The sequence below is a fragment of the Arthrobacter alpinus genome (assembly GCF_900105965.1).
Taxonomy (GTDB): Bacteria; Actinomycetota; Actinomycetes; order Actinomycetales; family Micrococcaceae; genus Specibacter; species Specibacter alpinus.
In genome coordinates, this window is sequence record NZ_FNTV01000002.1 from 161,786 (window position 1) to 181,401 (window position 19,616).

At 55.4% G+C, this 19,616-nt stretch carries 16 protein-coding genes; 12 read left to right on the forward strand and 4 right to left on the reverse strand.

Annotation, left to right across the window (positions count from 1 at the left end):
- The first annotated feature begins 52 nt into the window (after positions 1-52).
- The 6 genes from BLV41_RS20235 to BLV41_RS20260 all read left to right on the forward strand — a co-directional run bounded on the left by BLV41_RS20235 (position 53) and on the right by BLV41_RS20260 (position 4,266).
- Positions 53-301 carry a hypothetical protein gene (locus tag BLV41_RS20235; protein WP_074713589.1) on the forward strand — a complete coding sequence of 83 codons (249 nt, stop codon included), beginning with the start codon at positions 53-55 and terminating at the stop codon, positions 299-301.
- Complete coding sequence (locus BLV41_RS20240; protein ID WP_074713590.1) at positions 289-582, forward strand: glutaredoxin domain-containing protein; 294 nt, start codon at positions 289-291, stop codon at positions 580-582. Before BLV41_RS20235 ends, BLV41_RS20240 begins: the two co-directional genes overlap by 13 nt.
- Positions 579-2,060, forward strand: coding sequence for an SGNH/GDSL hydrolase family protein (locus BLV41_RS20245; protein WP_074713591.1), 1,482 nt, complete (start codon positions 579-581; stop codon positions 2,058-2,060). The genes BLV41_RS20240 and BLV41_RS20245 overlap by 4 nt, the downstream gene beginning before the upstream one ends.
- 752 nt (positions 2,061-2,812) lie before the next feature.
- Entirely contained in the window at positions 2,813-3,049 is a 237-nt protein-coding gene (locus tag BLV41_RS20250) for a hypothetical protein (RefSeq protein ID WP_074713592.1), read from the forward strand.
- 231 nt (positions 3,050-3,280) lie between these two features.
- Positions 3,281-3,922, forward strand: coding sequence for a hypothetical protein (locus tag BLV41_RS20255; protein WP_074713593.1), 642 nt, complete (start codon positions 3,281-3,283; stop codon positions 3,920-3,922).
- 35 nt (positions 3,923-3,957) lie between these two features.
- Entirely contained in the window at positions 3,958-4,266 is a 309-nt protein-coding gene (locus BLV41_RS20260) for a hypothetical protein (RefSeq protein WP_074713594.1), read from the forward strand.
- Positions 4,267-4,891: 625 nt separating this feature from the next.
- On the opposite strand, the gene BLV41_RS20265 is transcribed toward BLV41_RS20260, so the two are convergent.
- The 3 genes from BLV41_RS20265 to BLV41_RS20275 form a co-directional block, all read right to left on the reverse strand.
- On the reverse strand, positions 4,892-5,494 hold the full coding sequence (locus BLV41_RS20265; RefSeq protein ID WP_074713595.1) for a class F sortase: 603 nt from the start codon (positions 5,492-5,494) through the stop codon (positions 4,892-4,894).
- A gap of 74 nt (positions 5,495-5,568) precedes the next feature.
- Entirely contained in the window at positions 5,569-5,853 is a 285-nt protein-coding gene (locus BLV41_RS21830) for a hypothetical protein (protein ID WP_139244519.1), read from the reverse strand.
- 598 nt (positions 5,854-6,451) lie between these two features.
- Positions 6,452-8,674, reverse strand: coding sequence for a vWA domain-containing protein (locus tag BLV41_RS20275; RefSeq protein WP_074713597.1), 2,223 nt, complete (start codon positions 8,672-8,674; stop codon positions 6,452-6,454).
- A gap of 201 nt (positions 8,675-8,875) precedes the next feature.
- Between BLV41_RS20275 and BLV41_RS20280 the strand changes: the two genes are divergently transcribed.
- From BLV41_RS20280 to BLV41_RS20305, 6 genes are all read left to right on the forward strand, one after another.
- On the forward strand, positions 8,876-10,705 hold the full coding sequence (locus tag BLV41_RS20280; protein WP_139244520.1) for a hypothetical protein: 1,830 nt from the start codon (positions 8,876-8,878) through the stop codon (positions 10,703-10,705).
- Between the two features lie 30 nt (positions 10,706-10,735).
- The gene (locus BLV41_RS22210) at positions 10,736-11,491 is read left to right on the forward strand and encodes an LPXTG cell wall anchor domain-containing protein (RefSeq protein WP_074713600.1); all 756 of its coding nucleotides are present in this window, start codon (positions 10,736-10,738) and stop codon (positions 11,489-11,491) included.
- 1,026 nt (positions 11,492-12,517) lie between these two features.
- The gene (locus BLV41_RS22215) at positions 12,518-13,069 is read left to right on the forward strand and encodes a hypothetical protein (RefSeq protein WP_074713601.1); all 552 of its coding nucleotides are present in this window, start codon (positions 12,518-12,520) and stop codon (positions 13,067-13,069) included.
- Between the two features lie 17 nt (positions 13,070-13,086).
- Complete coding sequence (mobF, locus tag BLV41_RS20295) at positions 13,087-16,848, forward strand: MobF family relaxase (RefSeq protein WP_244517066.1); 3,762 nt, start codon at positions 13,087-13,089, stop codon at positions 16,846-16,848.
- A gap of 1,182 nt (positions 16,849-18,030) precedes the next feature.
- Positions 18,031-18,456, forward strand: coding sequence for a hypothetical protein (locus BLV41_RS20300; protein WP_074713605.1), 426 nt, complete (start codon positions 18,031-18,033; stop codon positions 18,454-18,456).
- Complete coding sequence (locus tag BLV41_RS20305) at positions 18,437-18,670, forward strand: helix-turn-helix transcriptional regulator (protein WP_074713607.1); 234 nt, start codon at positions 18,437-18,439, stop codon at positions 18,668-18,670. Before BLV41_RS20300 ends, BLV41_RS20305 begins: the two co-directional genes overlap by 20 nt.
- A 4-nt stretch (positions 18,671-18,674) precedes the next feature.
- Here the strand turns inward: BLV41_RS20305 and BLV41_RS20310 are convergent, their stop codons facing one another.
- Positions 18,675-19,235, reverse strand: a complete 561-nt coding sequence (locus BLV41_RS20310; RefSeq protein ID WP_139244522.1) for a hypothetical protein — start codon at positions 19,233-19,235, stop codon at positions 18,675-18,677.
- Between the last annotated feature and the right edge of the window lie 381 nt (positions 19,236-19,616).

The following is a 19,616-nucleotide window of genomic DNA, read 5'->3' on the forward strand; positions in this document are numbered from 1 at the left end:
CAACAGGAACTGTCCATGGAGACCACATGACAGCAATAGAAATCAGGTTCTTATGAGATCCGCGATCCGACTTCCCTACAGCAACGACCACGCCATTGTTGAGTCTCGCTGCATCAAGTCCCTTTTGAATTTGCCCGTCGTGAGTCTCACGCTTCGCGGGCAAACCATCAACCTCAGCCAAGACACGGCAACCGCCATCGGAACTGCGCTCTTGCTAGCCAGCACCGACGAAGATCCACCTGTCCCGCCTCATGCTTTGCCGACCAACGAACTTTCCGAGGAGAACTCATGGACGCGGTAACCCTCTACACAATTCCTGGATGCGTGCAATGCAATGCATCCACAAGAGCGCTCGAGAAGGCAGGCATCGAGTACGCAACGGTCGATCTCAGCAAAAACCCCAGAGCCTTGAAAATGCTTTTGACCATGGGCTACCAGCAAGCACCCGTCATCATCACAGACACCGATCACTGGACAGGCTTTCGACCCGACAAAATCGAATTATTGGCAGACCGCAAGAACTCAGAATTAGGGCTGGCTAGCGGTGCCGGCACCGCCATCGGTATCGAAGGAATCCAATGAAAACCCTTAACGTTGCCGCATCAGCAATGCTCGCGTTCTCACTCCTAGCAGGCGCCGCGGTCGTTGCCACGGACACGGCCCAAGCAGCTAGCTCCACCCAAGTCCCAGTGGTTGATGGGTATACCGGGAGCTTTTACTACTCCAATCTGGAGGCCCGGTCCGCTCTTGGCCAGCCCAAGACCAACAAAACGTGCCCCTATCCCAATGGGCTGTTGTCCTGCCAGCAAGGTTTCGCCAATGGCTCCATTGTTTGGTCACAAAAGACCGGAGCTCAATACACAACCGGTGCCATCGACGCAGCATGGGCCCAGGTAGGAGGACGAACAGGCTATCTAGGACATTCCCTGCAGAGCCCCAGGTCCAGTACCCAGAACGGTGTCTACCAGTTCTTTGAAAGAGGAGCTATTTATTGGACGGCCGCGACCGGTGCTCAGATCTCCTACGGTGGTATTCGCTCAACGTGGGGCAACCTGGGCTTCGAGAAAGGCGCCCTAGGCTATCCCCTGACCAATGAGACGGTGGGCTATAAGACGGGTGGTGTTTATCAGCGCTACCAGGGCGGAACAATTATCTGGTCAGAAAGAACTGGCGCTCATGCCATGCTTCCGGGAGACATAGCAGCCCGGTACAACGAACTCGGTGGCCCTGACGGAATCCTTGGCTATCCGACAGGGGAAAAGTATCGGATCAATGACGGATGGGGCCAAGCCTTTGCCAACGGCCGCATCCTTTGGGGCCCCAACATTGGTGCCAAGGTGGTCGATGAAAATACCTACCGAATCTGGGCGGGAAATCCCAGCCAATTCGGGTGGCCGACCACCGACAACTGGGCCGGAGCTGATGGTATTCACACCAAGTTCCAGAAGACCGAAACAGTCTGGAATCAAACAACCAACCGGCTCTACTCCGCGCAGGTGGCAGGGCCGAATTCTGTGGTGATGATTGGAGACTCCCAGCTCGATGGAGATTCCTATACAGAACAGGCCGCGCGGGCCTTGGGTATGACCGATCAAATCCAGCTAGCTTACGGGGGCATGGGATACGTCGCCTCCAACCCGGTAGCTGGAGGTTCCGGACCGTTCGCTATCGACAGCAACCACGTTCTGCTACCAGGAGGAACGCCGGGCCTGGTCATTGTGAACCTGGGCGGCAATGATGCCCGGCTCAACGTCCCGCTGCCTGACGTCGCCAAGCAAGCCACGCTGATGTGGAAAGAATTGCGAGCGAAGTACCCGCAGTCAAAGATTGTGGTTAACGGGGTCATGTCCCGTACGGATGCCTCTCACACACAACGCAGGGCAGTCGACCAGATCATTGTCCAAACAGCCACGGCACAAGGGATCGAGACGATTTCACTGGCAGGGATGGCAACAAAAGCCGGGGCAGACGGCCTGTACCAAGACGGCGTACACCTCACACAGGCAGGCCACAACCTTCTCGCAAAATCGTACTTGACCGAACTGAGCAAGCACTTCTAATGTCTCCATCCACAATTCAAACAGTGAAGAACCATCATGACTGAAAAGCCCGTAAGTCCTTGGAATGATCGAGGACCAGGAAAATCACCGGACTGCACCAATACTCAATGCATCGAGGGTTGGGACTGGGATATTGCTGAATCCTTCCCGGAACCGTGCCCCAACTGTTGGCCGGAAGAGGACCCAAAGGAAGACATTAAATTCCTAACCCGCATTCGAAACCTCTTCAGCCGTAGCTAGAACCCAACACCTGGGTGGAACATGAGGAAACCGCCCCACAAAAAATGAACTACTCCCCGAAATTTGGACTGAATAATTCAGCTCCACTCTTCCGGGGAGTTTTTCAATGTCTAGACAAAGTTCAACCTACGCAGCTCAGCAGGTACTTGCTGTTGATCTATACGAGGAGGGGGTTGGGGCATAGAAAAGGTATCGACGAGACTTCGTGTCAGCGTCCATGTGGTCCGGGGGTTTGGACTGGTCATGTTGTGGCTGCCAAAAGTCAAGGCGAGAGCAGTTCATTGCCCTTTCGGACCAACTATCTGCCTTTGGGCTAGCTAACGGGGTGAGTCGCATTTTTCAGGGCTAGTGTTGTTCTCTTGCGCTTTGGGTGGTCCACCCTTGATTGTTGCGTGCGCGATTGCAGGTGCATAGTGGGTAACCACGGCACAACAAGCAAGAAGGGAGGGAAAGTGTTTCGCGCTTCATAACGTTCCCGCATACCCGCACATCTACCAAGATGGAGACTGCAGATGAGCAACACTATTCACGGCCCCAGGTCATCACGTAATTGGTTCATCGATAACTATTTGGCCCTTGTGATTGTGGTGGTATTAGTCATTTTCGGGGTGCTCAATACCGCCTATGGACTGATCACCAACACCGTCATCAACGTCCTGTTGGCCTTACTTGGCATGGGAATTGTCTACTGGGTTATGAAAGTTTCTGCGACGCGAAAATCAAGGAATAACGAACAAACTGGCCCATAGATGGGGCTGCTTGTGAAGAAGTGAAATATCCGACGCTCTGGTTTTGTCGAGCGCCGTAGTGGCTTGATTCTGCCGCACTGACGGCGGTCACCACGATGAAGCGTTGTGCGTGTTCGGCCAGGCGCCCAACACGCCGATCCATCCCAGTCGCGAGGAAGGATCTTCTGCTTGTCATAGGCTCGAAACCATCTCGTCGAACTCGAGTTTCAAAGCAAGCAACCTGGGGAAGCAATGAAAAAAATTCGAAAGCACCTACTGTCATTTGCTGCTATCGCCGCAGTATCCATGGGGCTCACAATGAGTGGCGGTATCGCTGCTAACGCCGCACCGTCCGAGCCATCAAATCAAGCCACCACAAGCACAACCGCGCCGACGTCACCCGACTGGGAAGCCCAATTTCCAGACGGCAGCAAGTATGTTTCAGGGATCGGCTTCGTCCCGAAGCCGGGTACTATCCAGCCCAGGCTGCTCAACCCCTTCGATTGGCTATCGTGTAACAATCCCAACGACCCCTTCCATGTCATCACTACTTGGTCCTCGAAGTATCAAGGCAATGTTGCCTTACAGTGTGGCAAGGCCACGACAAGTGGATACAATCACATCAGCGCCCAACATAAGAATAATTGGCAAGATCTGATCAATCGTTTCGGTGGCGGATCCTCGTGGGATGACTTCATGGCCTACGTCACGCAAGCAGCCTTAAGTTCACCGTCAGCAATCTACGGGGCAGGGTTCGAAAAAGTTTGCTACACGACCCCGATTAACATGATTAATCACAACAACGGAGACAAGGCGACGCTTTCGCCGACGATCATCATCTCGTCAAATAACAAGATCGTCATTACGTCGTACCCCGGTGGAAATTGCAGGTAGAGAACATGAATACACCATCCACAAGAGTTCGGCTGATGGCTGACTATTCCATGGGTGCCGGCTTCCCGCTGTGGAGCGATACAGACGTCGCTGGTACTGAATCACACGGTTGGGATCTGTCAGAGGAGCTGACGGCTGCTCTCAGCTCGTGGCAGGCAGACTTTGACAACGCCTACGATCCATCCACGGGTTGGCCATCTTTGGAATTGTTGAACCGGCACTTCAAGGAAGCAACTCGACTAAGAACCTGTTTGCAGCTGGCGCTCCCCAGCAATGTCATCGAGCTTGATTATTGGCAAACTATGGTCAATGGTAAGGACGAGCCGCTTCCTAACAGTGTGTAGAGAAGGCCAGGTAGCAAGAACCCGCAGAGCACTCACTCTGCGGGTTCTTGAGTTAACCAATGTAACGGCAACCGAACTTTGCGATACACAATGCCTGCGGAAGTCGGCCACAGAGCTACAAACTGGACAGATTGCAGGTCAACGGCTGCACACTTCTGGCGGACAATCGCGCTAACGTCGGATATTTCACTTTTTCACAAGCCACCCCTAGATGGGGTCCACTACCTTGCTAGGGCATGCATGAAAGGGTCGCACCATCTGGTGCGACCCTTTCTGTCGAACGTGTCTGCTGGCCCGGTTCTCCCGCAGAGATTGGCCTCGGCGGGCAACAGCAAGCACGAGTATGCCTGGATGTCCGTACTCAGCGATATCCGGGTCAGATCCTAGGTCTGGGGCGACGCCAAACGACGCTTTCATACGGTAGCCATCGAGGGCACCTACCGGTCGATGGCTACCGTTACTGTGTTGGCGGGTGTGGCTCCTACCCAAAAGCGGCCCGTTCATTTCCGGTTTTGGCCCACAGAGTCAACACTCCCTAATTATGGAACCCGCAAAGCCGGGTGACAATACGTTCGCGGGCATCATCGACCCACAGCAAGACGCCGGCGATCGGCCGATCAGTGCTTTACGGCCAAGGGACAGCGACGACCGCAGCGTTATCCAGGAAATTCACGACACCATCGAGGGGCCCAATAGCTCCGCCGCACGTCAACAAAACCAGCTGCGGATCTCCGTCCGTGCGAAAGAAGCTTGAAGGTAGTGCATGCTTCCCGTACAGGGTGGCTTCAACAGCCTTGTAGCGGTGAACCTTCCCTGAAGAGTCGGTAATGAAGATAGGTGCCCCCTTCTCAATTTTGGTGAGCTGACCCATAGGAGCCGGGGAGGCATCCTCATGATTGACGTGTCCTGCAACAACGGTGGAACCTGTTGACGATCCAATCGGGGCAGCACCCGTGTAGAAAGCTGACTGATCAGGTTCAGGGAGAATCATGCGCCCTTGCGCATCTAGTCCCCCGTCCACGATGGAGATCCGAAGGCCAACTGAGGGAACGGAGAGTTCCATCGAACCCATCGGCTTGTCTTGGGCAGGTAATGCTGTTGGGCCTGTGAACGTGTCAGGTTCGGTAGGGGAAAAAGGCTTCTCAATAGCCGGTGCCGGGACATAGCTGGGGGTGCTGCCTGCCCCCAGAAGGCCCATGGCCACGATCCCGATTCCAACTAATCCCATCAGAGCAGCCAGTACGATAAACGCGCGTGTTCCACGCCTGGTCACTTTAGACCGGCTTTGAGGCTTGATGGCGTTCACAGGATCTGCATCCACATCGGCATGGCGTTGTTGATCCGGCCCATAAGTGCGGCGATACCTTGACTCATCTGTCCAAGGCGTGGGAGGGGGTAGTTCCGCAGGTGTGGTTTCAATGGAGCTGGGGTGGAAAGATTGGCGCGGACGCTGTTTTTCACGATCCACAAGAGCTCATTGATAGGTGCCCCGGTTATGGCCATGAACACGGCAACGGGGTAGCCAGAGTCCATTGGGAGAAGATCTGCATCGGTGACCCAGTACAGGCTGTGGTCTGGGCGAAACATCAGTTGCTCACCTTGGCTGACCGTGAATTTACGGCCACGTAACTCAAGGGCCCTTCGGGGTATGTCTCGCCTGGAGGACCGGACTGCGGAGACGCAACCTTTATGCCTGAAAAGGGGGCTTGGTTCGGCATTCTGAAAGGTTTTGAGTGTGGGCTGATACCGCAGATGCTGGGGCAGGTGACGGGTACTGGCCTGAGCCCTCGCAAGAACCTCCTTGAAGGTCGCTCCTAGTGGGGCGAGGAAACACGTATGGGGTTCAAGCCAGGTCTTCGCCCGCGACAACCACCAAACGTTGCTGCACAGGACCTCGTTGAAGGTAGGCCGGCAAGTGAGGATCCAGACCCCTTCCTCAGGACCAAAGTTCAATGGCACGGAGGCGGCTGGCGAAAAGTCGATCGAGGCCAGTTCCAAATCTAAGACCCCTGCAGGATCAGACCTGACGAAGACAAACGAGTCCTCACTGATGGCGGATGTCCCGTTATTCATGGCTGCTGCTTTCCTTTGAGGGGATGGGTGCGGGGCACCCAGCCTGTCCCTTTGCTTCTGACTGGCCGGATGCCCCGCATGGTGGTGCTTGTTTCTTGGTTCGTGCTGGGCGTTACTTGGTGTCGGTCAATTCCTCGGCGGAGGACTTGTTGCGACGGTAGAGGGCTACGCCTCCCAGGGCGAGTGCTGCTGCGCCCAAGGTGCCACCACCGATGAGCAGTGCGGGATTCACACCGGTTTCAGTGGCCACGGAGCCTGCCTGCACTACCGGCACAACGTTTGCCGGAGCAACGGGCGCGGGAGTAGGTACGGAAGGTACCTTTGCTTCGTCGGTGTCCGTGACCGGGGGCTTTTCCTTGCCGTCAGGGCCAACCGGGGGCTTGCCGGTGACGGTGGCTTCATTCACGACTGCACCGGCTGAGGCGTCCTTTTCCGTCACGGTGTAGGAACCGGACTGGAACGTTACGGACTCACCTGGTGCCAACGTGGCTTTGAAATCTTCCGGTGCCTTGATCTCGATCTTGGCATCGTCCAACATTTTGTCCGTCAGCTCGATACTGGCCAGGGTGACGTTGCCGGTGTTAGTGGCGACGAAGTCGTAGTTGATGGTCTCGCCCGCATCGGCGTCACCGTCATTGTTCGTGTCGTTCAAGTGAGCGGTCTTCTCCAGATCAATGGCGGGCTTCTGGTCAGGGTTGACCTTGGCCTCGTCGGTGTCTTTGACCGGAGTCTTGTCCTTATCAACGCCAATGCCATCGAGAACGGCGGTGTTGTGGATCAGGCCCAGATCAACATCAGCCTGTGTGATCGTGTATTCCCCTGAAGTCCAGGTAGTTGACGCGCCGGGGGCGAGAGTTCCCTTGAAGTCCTCCTGGGTGAGCACTGCCACTGGTGTGGGTGAAACCTTGGAGAGCATGTCATCAGTGAGTACAACGTCTGTCAGTGGAACTGTGCCGGTGTTCGTTCCCTTGAAGCCGTAAACAACGGTGTCACCCTTATCGGTGATCCCGTTCTCGTTGACGTCCTTGACTTCCTTGATGGACTTCACCAAGTCAATGGCCGGAGGCGGGCTAACGACCGGCTGATCGTCAGTATCAGTCTGCTTCGGAGGGTTCTTGTCGGGATTCCACGGGTTCTTGCCGGTCACGGTGGCGACGTTGTGAATTTCGCCGGCCCACTCATCGGCTGCGGTGATGATGTAAGGAGCTGCTGTCGCGGTCACTGACTCACCCGGTGCCAAGGTGCCAGAGAATCCTGCCGGGTAAGCCCATGTGATACCCAGTGAAGAAAGCTTCTCATCGACCAACTCCAGGGTGTTCAAGGGGGTGGAGCCGGTGTTGGTGACCTCGAACTTGTACACCAGGGTGTCGCCAGCGTTCGGCTTGCCGTCCTTGTTGGTGTCGTCGTAGCTGTGGGACTTATCCAGAGCCAACCCGGGCTCACAGCTAGCGGTGACGTCAGCGAGCATTTTCGCTGCGATCTGATCGACGTCCAGGGCCTTACTGACGGTGAAGTTTGGGTCGATGAGTCGCATCGCCTTCTCGATGTCGGCGGTCGAGGAGGGACTTACCGGATCGTTAATACCGTGCATGCGAGGCTCTGAGGTTTTGATGAACAGTGGAATGATTTCCACGCCTTCGGCCTTCAGGTCAGCAATTGCACGAGATGCCCCATCCATTGCCTGCTGGTTGATGAATACATTGCCGGGGATCGAGCCCAGATCAGCTTCGGTAGATCCCCAAGCATTGGGCACACCATCGGTGATGAAAACGATCTTCTTCAGGCCCTTGCCCTGCATGGACCGGAGTCCTGCTTCCCAGTTGGTGTTTGATGAGGCGTAACTTTCCCGGGTGAATCCGAGGAAGCGATTGCTCGCATCGGTAGCACCGGCTGAGGAGGAAATGTCCGTTCCGTAGAAGCTTTTGTTTTCTTCCTTGGTGTTGGCCTCGTTCATATGTCCGACGTCAGTGCTCGTGCCATTGCCCCACAAGGGAGCGGTATAGCCAAAGGCTGATCCGGAAAGGTTCATTCCTGGTCCTTGGCCCAGGGCAGTAACGAAGTTGGCGGCCTGCTGTTTTGTATTGTCGTACTCCGCCTGGGTGAAGGAGTAAGTAGAGTCCAGCACTACTCCCAGATCCATACTGCATGCCCCGGGATTGACGGCCGCCGCGTCGGGTGCCGGTGATGCAGTGGCCATGGTGGCTGCTGAGATTCCGCCACTGGTCAAAATTGCTGTGGCCATGACCGTAGCCGCTGCCGAACGAGCCCAACCATTCTTCTTCTTGCTTGGAGCCACAGTCCTGGCGCCTTTTGTTGAGTTGCCCTGAAATTCCATGTTGTTCCTCTCGGGAATGATTCCTAGCCACGGTTGGGAGGCCCCAAAGCATGGATCGGATTAACAACGAGATATTCGGCCCCTTTCAACAGGTCGCGTGTCAGGGTTTTTTGACACACAAATGTCCCTAGATGTCGACAATTACTGACCAAAGAATCCATCAAAATCCAGGCAGAAAGAGGCAGCTCGTTGAACACTGAAATGCCAGGTAGAACCATCAAGGCGTCCGCACGATTAAGACTTTCGGATCCGCGTATTCAAGTCGGTGCGTTGTACCAGAGCTACACGGATGCCATCCGTGATGTTGCCCAATCTGCAGCCTCAGAACGCCGTTCCTTTTCCGTGGCCTTCAAGGACTCGACTCAATCAACGCGCTCATCGCTGCTCGATATGTTCATCAGCGTGGACGCAGAAGGTCATGACAGCGTTGTTCAAACAAGCTCAGGATCTCCGGTGGGCATGCAGTTGGAGGTTGTTGAGTGGGTCGTTGAAATTGATTCCGGGGTGCCTCGGACGATACGCGGACTGGAAGCGATAGTTCGCTATGCACAGCAGGTAGTCACCGATACTCAACATGATGTCTGCTTCACCATCGTTAACGTTGCGCGGACACCCCTGTCGCTCATTGCTACACCCCGGACAGATATTGAAGCCGCCGTAGCTGCTTTGATTTCTCGGAGAGAACTCCCTACTGAGGTTCGTTCAATAGAACCTGTGGCCGTACTTCCCCAGGTTGCACTCGTTGTCGCCCCTCTGGAAGAGCTGGCCCCCGCAATCACTATTCCCAAACGACCAACCTCTCCCCCAACAGCCGTCCCCGTCCCAGAAACATCCCTTGAGACTGAAACAGAATTGGAAGTAGCACAGGAGGAGGTAGCTCTCCCGGCAACAGAGCCGCGGAAGGGAATCCGACGCAGGAAGATCCGGGCAGGTGTCATCGCTGGATTGGTAGTGGTCGGGCTGCTGTGCACGGGAGGCATTGCCCTCAGCAATATCTTGAACAATGGTCAAGTTCCCGGCTCAGCGACAACAACGAACTCTTCGGCCGACATCATTACCGGCTGGTCTCAACCGCCTCTCTGGACCTTGCCCGTCACGAGCGACTCACTACCTGCGCTTTCTCACGACGGACGGTTCGTTGCCGTTCACGATGAAGCAGGAATACTCACGATCTACTCCATGGGTACCAAAGCTACAAAAGTTGCATCAGGCAAAGCCCAAGGATCTCCTCTCACTGTCATCATCGACGGCAAAGCAGGATTCATCTCTGGAACTGAAGGCACGCTTCAGCTTTGGGTAGAAGGGTCAAACGAACTCCGACCCACCACCCTTCCCAAGGACCAAAAACTCGTCATTCGCAGTGGCCGGCCTTTTATGTCCCCCATCGATGGCTCGGCAAGCCCCGTGGCGATTACCGTGGCTAACACTCAGGCCTACACCCCTCCAAATCCACAAGCAGTCCCTATCGCTCTCACTGATACGAACCAGATGGTGTGGGCAGGAACGAACAACAGGCTCATCACAACCGCACCAGAGGGGAAGGATCCCCTTGAAGTCACTCTGGAAACACCGCCCAAGGCAAGCCAACTCACCCGAATCGTATCCGTCAACGGAACCACCGTTCTCACCGTTTGGGACAACAACCTTTTAGCCCTGAACAACCTGACCACAGGAAAGTTCACCACCAGCTCGGCCGCCGATCCGAAACTCACTCCAAAGGCAGTGCTCACCTCATCTGCCACATCGGTGTTGATGACCTTCTCTGGCCACCTCATCGACAACACCAAAGGGACCATCACTGCCTTAGCCGAGAATCAACAACCAATGTCTATCTTCGGCCCGTACCTCCTGGCCAAGGAAGGCAAAGAATCAATCCTTCTTCAACCAGGCAAAGACCCCATCACCATCAACAGCGGCGTCGTTCCCCTAGGGACAGACAGCCAAGGGAACCTCATCGCTGTCTCCGGTGGCAGCGTTCACTCTCATGCCCGCACTGACACACGCAACCCGACAGCGGCACCGAAGAACTAGCCGTTAGCTAACAACCGAAAGGACCCACTCATGGGAAAACACACACTCCAAAAAACTCGAAACTTCCCCAAGCTCTACCGGACAGCAGGAGTAGCCATCGCAATCCCCCTGATCGGGTTGGGATCAGCCGCGGCCTCCCTCGCCGACACCGGCACCGAAGTAAAACCAGTCGAGCAGGCCTTCGAAGTCTCCGCCCTGCAGTTGCCAGAAGCCTCCAATGCACCCGCGCTTGAAGCAGCTCAAAAGTCGGCAGATACAGATGCTCTTCCCGCTGTCGAAGCAGCCATCACAGCCGAGGTATCTGTTGAGGATTCCACACTCGCTGAACCACTTGAGGGGGAAGAAACAGACCCGCCTGTTATCCCGCCCGTCGATCCTCCTATTGACCCCACAGACCCGCCAGTGATTCCTCCGGTGGATCCGCCCATTGATCCAACGGACCCTCCGGTCACTCCACCGGTTGACCCTCCAGTAACTCCCCCAGTTACACCTCGCGTCGCTCCTGTGGTGGTTCCGACTGTTCCCACCAACGTCAGCCCCGAGCTTCCTCAGCAGCCGGCTATCCAGTTACCAGGGAACCAGGTGCAAGTACCTGTGCGAAGCTACCCGGTGGAAGGCGCCTACGTTCCGGTGGCCAACACCACCCAGACCCAGGCTGGCCAGCAGCTCGCCAATACGGGGGCTGACGGAACAGCAATTGCAATCCTCGGTGCCGGAGGAATCGCACTGGGTTCAGGGGCCATGCTGGTCGCTAAACGACGCAGCAAGCCCAAGCACGCTTCATAACTGCAAGTACCATTCAGAAGTATAGAAAATGAGGGTGGGTCCCAATCCAACAGGATTGGGACCCACCCTCATTTTCTATTGGTATGGCCGAGAAAAGATTAGTTACAAACGCTGGCTACAACACCCATAATTTCAGAAGATAAATTCTTTGGGATTTCCAGTCACATATTCTCTAAATCGATTCATGACTACCGGTCGGCTTTATCAATATTCTGATTTCAGCTAGGACCGGCATCGTCGCACGCCGCATGCGCTGGCGTAGCTACCGCGAGCACCGTCATCTGCCCTTGTTGCTGTTCGCCCACCGTCGTCGCTTCCGCCGCCGTGCGCTTGCGCCGCTGCCGCTGCCGCTGCTTCCGCAGACGACGCTACCGCGAGCACCCTCGTCTGCCCCTGTCTCTGTTCGCCAGCTGTCGTTGCTTCCGCCTTCGTCGTGGCGTGCGTTTGGGTCGCTGCCGCCGCTAATGCTCATTCTCTTCGCCCAGCGCCCCTGTGGACGGCAAAAGATTTTCCTCCGGTCTTTTCCCGCCCACAGGAGGACTACCCCGCTTCCACAGGTGCACGGCAAAAGATTCTCCTACGGTCTTTTCCCGCACACAGGTGGATGCCGGGACCCGGCGAAGAGAGGGGGATTTGGCACCGGGCCCAGGGGGCTGAGGGTGAGTGGCAGGTAACAGAACATAACCCCGCCCAGGGGCGGGAGCTAGCCCAGCCAAAGAGCGGCAGGGCCACAAGATATGCAGACCGGAGGCCTGCACTGAGCCAAGGACGGCTCAGGAACCAAAACAGGAACACACGTCTGGCACCACGGTGCATAGTGCGTTAGATAGCTAACGCTTTACGACACACAGATTTTGTCCATCCAGCGAAGTCCTTCGCATGAATGAACTTCCAAGAGCTTCCAAGCTCTGCCGAAAGTGCCACGGCCCCCTCGAAGGGGGCCGTAGCGATCGGCAGTATTGCAACACAACATGCAGCTCCATCGCTAGGCAACGACGTCTCCACGACAAGCCCATTGGCGACGCCATGGTTTCAGCCGAACAACATACGGTTGTCCTTCGCGAATTGGCCAAGTACAAACGGCTTGTCGCGGCGTTAGGGAGAGTGCGCCGGTCCCGAGACAATGCAGTGGCCACCGCCAGATCCACAACCATGGCGATGGCGTCATTGAGGCAAGACGCCGAGGCGCAGGTGCGTGCCGCTGCGGCAGAACTGCGTGCTGCCGCAGCGCAAAGTGATGCGCCCCGCAACGTGCAGCTGAGGACGGCGCCGGAACACCCCGCCGCCGATGCGGCGCTTTTCGCGGAACTAACGAAGCAACTCGGCAACGCACGTGCGGCGTATCTGGGACTGCAGAAAACGAACGCCGCACTCAAGCGCCGGGCGCCGGCGCGGCTTGCCGAAGATAAGGAGCTGCGGAAGATCCTGAACCACTGGCAGGACCTGGCAAGGGACTTTGCCCGCCGCAAACGAGGCCTGCCACTGGTCGATCACGAAGCCGAAATTATCAACACGTGGACCAACTGGACGACCAAAAACAATAACGCAAGTACAACATCTAAAGGACCTAACCGATGACGGCATCAATTTCTAAGATGAGTATCGACTACTACTTCTCAACGATCTCAAATAGCGATGGTCAAATAAAAGGAGTCCGAGATTTAACCGCCTATTACACAGATAGCGGAGACCCTGCAGGAAAATGGTTTGGTGCAGGCCTTGCAGGACTTTCTTTGAACGCTGGCGACAGAGTAGAAAAGTTTCAGGCCAAGCGACTATTCCAGGACTCCAAAGACCCACTCACTGGTGAACTTCTAGGGCGATCGCAGATCAAGGCAACGACCGCACCGGAAGGAGCACAAAGCCCTAGCGGACAGACTGTGAAGAAAACCCGTGAGGCCGTGGCAGGGTTCGACATCACCTTCTCAGTCCCCAAATCCGTCTCCGTCCTGTGGGCCATTTCCACCCCAGAGGTCCAGGCCAAGCTCTTGGCAGCTCACCGCCAGGCCATGGCAGAATCATTGGCCTGGTTGGAAGAGAACGTCATCCAGACGAGGACCGGTCACGGCGGTGTTGCGAAGGTCGAAGTCACAGGCCTGATTGGCAGTTCCTTTGACCATTGGGACTCACGGGCAGGGGATCCCCAGCTCCACACCCACGCAGTGATTGCCAACCGCGTCCAAAGAGTTTCAGACGGCCAATGGGCAACCTTAGATTCCTACACACTGCACAAGTACGTCGTGGCGACCAGCGAAAAATACAACAACTTACTCTTCGATGCCGTCTACCGCGAAACAGGTGCCGTGGCTGAACAACGTGGACAAGAACCAACCATCGTCCCCTCCCCTGAGGGCAATCTTGCTGTCAGCGATGCCGTGGAGGAATCAGGAAAGATTCGAGTCGAGCTGGCAGGCGTCCCCAACGAGTTAATCGAAGAGTTCTCCACCAGGTCACGAGCCATAGAAAATGAAAAGAACCGGCTCCTCAAAGAGTGGGAAGACTCTAACGGAAGGCCAGCACCAACAGAGGTGATCATCCGTCTTCGGCAACAAGCAACGCTGAGTACACGAACTGCCAAAGTCAGTGATGCACAACCCTTGGCGGTCAAGATGACCAACTGGCGCGAACGCACCCGGGCCCTCGGGCTCAACCCGAAGCAGGTTGTGGCCGCAGCCATAGGCCACGAAACAACTGTCTTTGAGTCCGGCGCAATCACGTACTCAGCTGTACTGGAGATTGCCGGCCACGTCCTTGCCCAAACTGCCCATAAACGAGCAACCTTCAATCAGGCCAATCTCATTGCCACGACAGAGAAGCTACTGACCACTATCCGTTGCGCCAGCGCTTCGGAACGAAACGAGATCACTCATCAGATCGTAGAGGCGGCAACCGGCATGGCAGCCTCCCTCACTCCAAGAGCTTCCCGGTACATGGACGATGCTGATGCCGTGCTGACCAACCGCGGCCATTCCATCTTCGACTCCCCCGAAACGGCAATCTTCGCCAGCAAGCAGCTGATGAATGATGAAGCATTCCTGATGGGCCTTGCCGCCAACGAGGCCGGCCCCTCTCTCCCAGATCCGTCCAAGGTGCAAGAAGCATTGGGTAACGTCCTCGTCGGAGATAACCACCATCTCAGTTCAGACCAAGCGCGAGCTGCCCTGGAGGTTCTGACCAGCAAGCAAACACTCACAGCAATCATTGGTCCTGCCGGAACAGGAAAGACCACCACGATGCGCGGGATCAAGGAGCTGTGGGAAGCCCACCACTCCCCCGGATCCATCGTCGGCCTTGCCCCTTCAGCTGTGGCGGCCGCAGTGCTAGGTGAAGAAGTCGGTATCGCTACGGACAACACAGCCAAGTGGCTGTATGAGTCGGTCGGGGACGGTGCAGCTCGCAGGACCCAACGCTACTTTCAAGCCACCGCCGCAATCACTGCCACGGAAAACAGCATCAAGGCGGCAAGATCCCAAAGCGCCACCTCAACCCCAGCACAACGTACCGCCCAGGCAGAGAAGATCCGACAGCTCACACGAAAACGCCAAGCCCACGCTGCGACCGTGGCCAAATGTGTGGCCGAACAATCCAAATACACCCTTCGCCAGGGCCAACTACTCATTGTCGATGAAGCATCCATGGCAGGAACCACGACCCTGGCAGAACTCGGCGCACAGGCTGACCGTGCAGGAGCAAAGGTTCTTCTCGTCGGGGATCCAGCCCAACTGGAATCCGTGGAAGCCGGAGGAATCCTTGGATGGATGGAACGCGACCACAACGCCTCACACCTCAACCAGGTCTTTCGCTTCAAAGCAGACTGGGAAAAGAAGGCCTCCCTCCAGCTCCGAGAAGGAATCATCGATGTACTCGATGACTACGAGGAAGAACAACGACTCCACTACAGCGAACAAGGTACCGCCGCCGGTGCCGCCTACAAAGCATGGCTGACAGACACCACCGGAGAACCAGGAAAGAGCAGCATCCTCATTGCCGCTGACAATGAATCAGTGGGCGAACTCAACCTTCAAGCTCAAGCAGATCTAACCGCCCTCGGCCGGATCAATCTCGATGTGACAGTGGACGTCAGAAACGCCACAGCCGGCGTCGGCGATGTTCTCTTGGCCCGACAAAACGACCGCAAACTCAAGGATGCCAACGGCGCCTTCATCAAAAACGGCAGCCGCCTGGTCATCACAGAAATCAACCTCGATGGAACCATCGCCGCCACTCGAGAGGAAACAGGAGCAACCATTCAGCTGGGCCCCGACTACCTCGCTGCCAACACTGAGTTGGGATACGCAGTCACAGCCCACCGCGCCCAAGGAGTCACCGTGGACACGGGCCACTGCCTCGTTAAAGACGGCCTCAGCAGAGAGCTATTCTACGTCTCCATGACACGAGGCCGCGAAGGAAACCATGCATACATCGACGTCACCCCCGACGATGAACTCCACAGCCCCGACGAATGGAACCTCTTCCACCAGATGGTTCCCACCCAAGGACGAGAAATCCTCGAAGGAGTCCTGAACAACAGAAACGCTGCGCTCACTGCCCATGAAACGCTCGCTATCGAAGAAGGCAAAGCGAACGACTTGGCCACCATGGTCAGTGAATATGAATACGCCACAACCGCAATAGCCACAGAATCCTTCACCACCTGGTTGACTGCCAATGGCGGACAGGACATTCTCCACCAAATACAACGCGCACCAGAATGGGCCCGACTCATTAGCGCATGGTCTCAAGCCGACCATAACGGGCTCACATCTGAAACGGCGGAACTTCCCCCTCCAGAGTTACTGACTCATCTCCGTTCCCTCCCCGCCAACGGGTCTGCCGATGCTGAACTGATAGATTCCCTGCTCCCAAAAAGCACGGCAGCCAACAGCAGCGACCAGCAGATCCTGAATGACCTGGACAGACGGATCACCACACGCATCGACTACCTCACCAAAACAGCCCTCAGCGAGAGCAAAAAGTACGAAACCATTCCTCTGGGCTACCGGTACGAAGTCGCACGTCTAGACGCCATCTGGACCGAAGTCTCCGAGCAATCACCCAGCGACACAATCTTGGGCAGGACACCACCCAAAAGCGACTGGCGACTCAGTCGCTACTACAAACACCTTAAGGAGCAGCTGCCCGACCTCACAGCTCCCATCCCCGAGATGATCGACCAACCTTGGAACACTGAAGAAGACCTCAAAGAACGCCTGGCAGACCAAGGCTATCTCGATCTATTGGACCAAACACTGCACCCCAATATCGTTGCAGGGAGCGCAAGGGAAACCGATGCTGATCAGTTTGATCCAACCCTGCAGTTGCCAGGGCAAGACAATGCCGCCGGGTTAGACATCTAGTCAAGAGGGGAAGCCCAGAGACCCAACGTTTTGAAAAAGCTGGATACCAACCATGATCTGGAATCGTCCTTATGACCAATGACTACGCGGATCCCAAATAACTCTGATGCGTCTCAACGGCTGCCGTTGGAACAACAGTGGCCACAGAGATTCCTCTGCGGCCACTGCGACCCGCTAGCGGGTCAAGTGCCAGAACATGCGGATCAGCTCAGCCAACAATCGGCTGAGATTCACCACCAAGTTCATGGCGCCCCATGGCTTCTCTCGCTTTCGCTTGGGAGACATGTCAGCACCTCCTCCCGAAGGAACAGGCGCGATGCCAGCTAATTGCAAACATGCCGGAAACAAGCCAGCATGTTTGCAATCTTAGGCAGGGAACAATACTCTTGAGGTGTGAGCAGCAGGAGTATTGTTCCTGTTTTCGCACCAAATGAGCCCAGAGCTCAGAACTAAGACCCGAGGCCTAATTCGGGTCTTTTGTTCTTTAACACTGCGACGGGCTTTTGCCCGCTACCTCAAGTCTACGAGTAGAACTAACGCCTAGAAATCAACAAAGCGGTCCCGATCGGTCGAGGACGTGCGAAATGCTCGCGCCTAGGTGCACGGCTCTGCCCGTTACGAACAACGGAACAGTATCCGGCGGTAAGAGATCGTTGGCCGGACGTGGAACCCCATCACGTGAACTGCCGCGCTAGCTGGGTTGTCTTGCAGACCATGGGGAACTTCTCCGATAGCCGGCTCCTGACTAAGGGCATAAAAAATGAAGTGGCCAGCCTCTTGGGGGACGGCTGGCCACTTCGTTCTAAACACTACAAGGACACTCTGACAATCAGCTTAGGACCTCATTTGCCAGCAACAACCAGGCAACCAGGCAACCACAGGGCAAGGTTCCATGACCGCCTAACAGCACCCCGGCCCCGCGCCCTGTCCAACAAGTATCTCCCCACAGAAACCACCAAGACCCCAGATCGTGTGCGCGGAAGAATTCGAATCTCCCTTCACCTCTACAAGAGGAATGGGCCCAACACCCCGGGGCGGACACTCCAACGTCGGTCGGACCTGCAAATAGTTCCCATTGACAAGTAGCCAGTTGAGTAAAGTGACCTTGACATTCCCTGAAGACAATGTAAAGGTTGGTTTACATACTAGATGTACGGCACGAGAAAGAGGCACCACAAAGAGATGAAGAAGCAGATTGCGGGAGTCTTGGTTATAGGCGCTGCGGTACTAGCCACCCTTCTGGCTTGGGCGAACACTGCGGGGCCGCCTTGGGAATTGCTCGCTCGAGTACTAATGGCAGTTTGGATTGTTGGACTTTTTCTGGCGATCCAAACGATAAAGAAGAAGCGCCAGCAGCAAACATTTGAGCAAACGGAGGGGAGCTTCGAGAGGGAGATGTCGGTGAGAGCCCAGTCCGAAGCTTATATCGATGCCTTGGTCATTTTGGTCCTGGCGCTTGCCGTAGTGGCAGTCTTCGGGAACTCGCTCCTTGCCACATTGGTGGTACTGGGCGCGATCGCACTTATCATATTGTCTTTTTGGATTCGATACCAAAAAGCGAAGATTGCATTTCTTTCGGAGACAGTCGATGAAAAATACCATAGCTGACTCCCGAAAAGCGGCCAAGTGGTCGCAACAATATCTAGCTACGATGCTGTCCGTCTCTCGACAGACTGTCATAGCCTTAGAACGTGGCAAATATAATCCCAGTCTTCCGCTGGCGTTCCGTCTTGCCCGGGTATTTAACACTACGATTGAGGATCTTTTTATTGACGAAGATTTGGGGCCGGAGTTATCCGACCCCAAATCCTCACCCCTCTGAGTTGTTAGACACAACCAGCAATTCGACCTGAAACATAGACCTTGAGCTGCTTGTTGTTATTGCATTTACCGTTGTAGCTCAAGTAAATAACAGCAGCGGCAATAATCACACCAACAGCCGTGCATGCGGCCCAGCCAACAGCAGGAATAGCACAAATCGCCGCTCCGAGAGCAAGCCCGGCGCCGCTGATAATTGCATCTTGGTCAAACTGGTTGAGCAAAATGTAGGGACCGCCACCATCAAAGCCTCCCCCAATACGGGGAGCTATGACTCCGACAGCTGGTTCAACAAAAGTCATCCCAAAGTCGGCAGTGAGCTGAAAACGCGTTTGAACAGTTGAACCAACCGTCTCAGAAACCCTTGGCAGTGAAGATGCTTTTAGCTCCAGTAGGGCTTGGGCAACCTGTGCTGGCGTGAGTTCCCCATTCGCAGAAGACGGAAGGCTCACAGTCTGAGCCGCAGGCGCCACGTCGGGCGCAGCTGCTGAAGCTGAAGCAATTCCAAAAGTAAATAGCATGGCAACTACCAACGGTAACGCTAGTAGGTGCTTCCCCAAATTTTTCATGTTGTCCTTTTAGTCAGTTCTAAATGTTTTAGCCGAAGATCAAGTTAACCGCCAGAAATATCGTAGCAGAGAGTTGTACCTCGAAAAACATCAAGATGGTCGTCTCCGGATCGTTAAGTAAGTTAACGCATTTTGGCATCGACGCGTCTAACTGCACCTATTTGAAAACGTCCATCAATTGCAATTTTTCGAGTATCGGTACTTAATCAAATGGGCTAAACTTCCCCATTTGATTGGGCTTTTATTGTGCCCAAAAATAATATGAATTTCACTACACGTTTCAAGTATTTGAATGAATCTTTTGATGCCGGTCAATTGATTATTCGGCTACTTACCCTGCCCATAGAGGGGTCTTGGGAGGGAGGCAGCACTAAGCCTGAC

Excerpts from the sequence above, each read along its gene's own strand:
- BLV41_RS20235 (WP_074713589.1), top strand. The coding sequence starts at position 53 with ATGAGATCCGCGATCCGACTTCCCTACAGCAACGACCACGCCATTGTT.
- BLV41_RS20240 (WP_074713590.1), top strand. The coding sequence starts at position 289 with ATGGACGCGGTAACCCTCTACACAATTCCTGGATGCGTGCAATGCAAT.
- BLV41_RS20245 (WP_074713591.1), top strand. The coding sequence starts at position 579 with ATGAAAACCCTTAACGTTGCCGCATCAGCAATGCTCGCGTTCTCACTC.
- BLV41_RS20250 (WP_074713592.1), top strand. The coding sequence starts at position 2,813 with ATGAGCAACACTATTCACGGCCCCAGGTCATCACGTAATTGGTTCATC.
- BLV41_RS20255 (WP_074713593.1), top strand. The coding sequence starts at position 3,281 with ATGAAAAAAATTCGAAAGCACCTACTGTCATTTGCTGCTATCGCCGCA.
- BLV41_RS20260 (WP_074713594.1), top strand. The coding sequence starts at position 3,958 with ATGGCTGACTATTCCATGGGTGCCGGCTTCCCGCTGTGGAGCGATACA.
- BLV41_RS20265 (WP_074713595.1), bottom strand. The coding sequence starts at position 5,494 with ATGGGATTAGTTGGAATCGGGATCGTGGCCATGGGCCTTCTGGGGGCA.
- BLV41_RS21830 (WP_139244519.1), bottom strand. The coding sequence starts at position 5,853 with ATGTTTCGCCCAGACCACAGCCTGTACTGGGTCACCGATGCAGATCTT.
- BLV41_RS20275 (WP_074713597.1), bottom strand. The coding sequence starts at position 8,674 with ATGGAATTTCAGGGCAACTCAACAAAAGGCGCCAGGACTGTGGCTCCA.
- BLV41_RS20280 (WP_139244520.1), top strand. The coding sequence starts at position 8,876 with ATGCCAGGTAGAACCATCAAGGCGTCCGCACGATTAAGACTTTCGGAT.
- BLV41_RS22210 (WP_074713600.1), top strand. The coding sequence starts at position 10,736 with ATGGGAAAACACACACTCCAAAAAACTCGAAACTTCCCCAAGCTCTAC.
- BLV41_RS22215 (WP_074713601.1), top strand. The coding sequence starts at position 12,518 with ATGGTTTCAGCCGAACAACATACGGTTGTCCTTCGCGAATTGGCCAAG.
- mobF (WP_244517066.1), top strand. The coding sequence starts at position 13,087 with ATGAGTATCGACTACTACTTCTCAACGATCTCAAATAGCGATGGTCAA.
- BLV41_RS20300 (WP_074713605.1), top strand. The coding sequence starts at position 18,031 with ATGAAGAAGCAGATTGCGGGAGTCTTGGTTATAGGCGCTGCGGTACTA.
- BLV41_RS20305 (WP_074713607.1), top strand. The coding sequence starts at position 18,437 with ATGAAAAATACCATAGCTGACTCCCGAAAAGCGGCCAAGTGGTCGCAA.
- BLV41_RS20310 (WP_139244522.1), bottom strand. The coding sequence starts at position 19,235 with ATGAAAAATTTGGGGAAGCACCTACTAGCGTTACCGTTGGTAGTTGCC.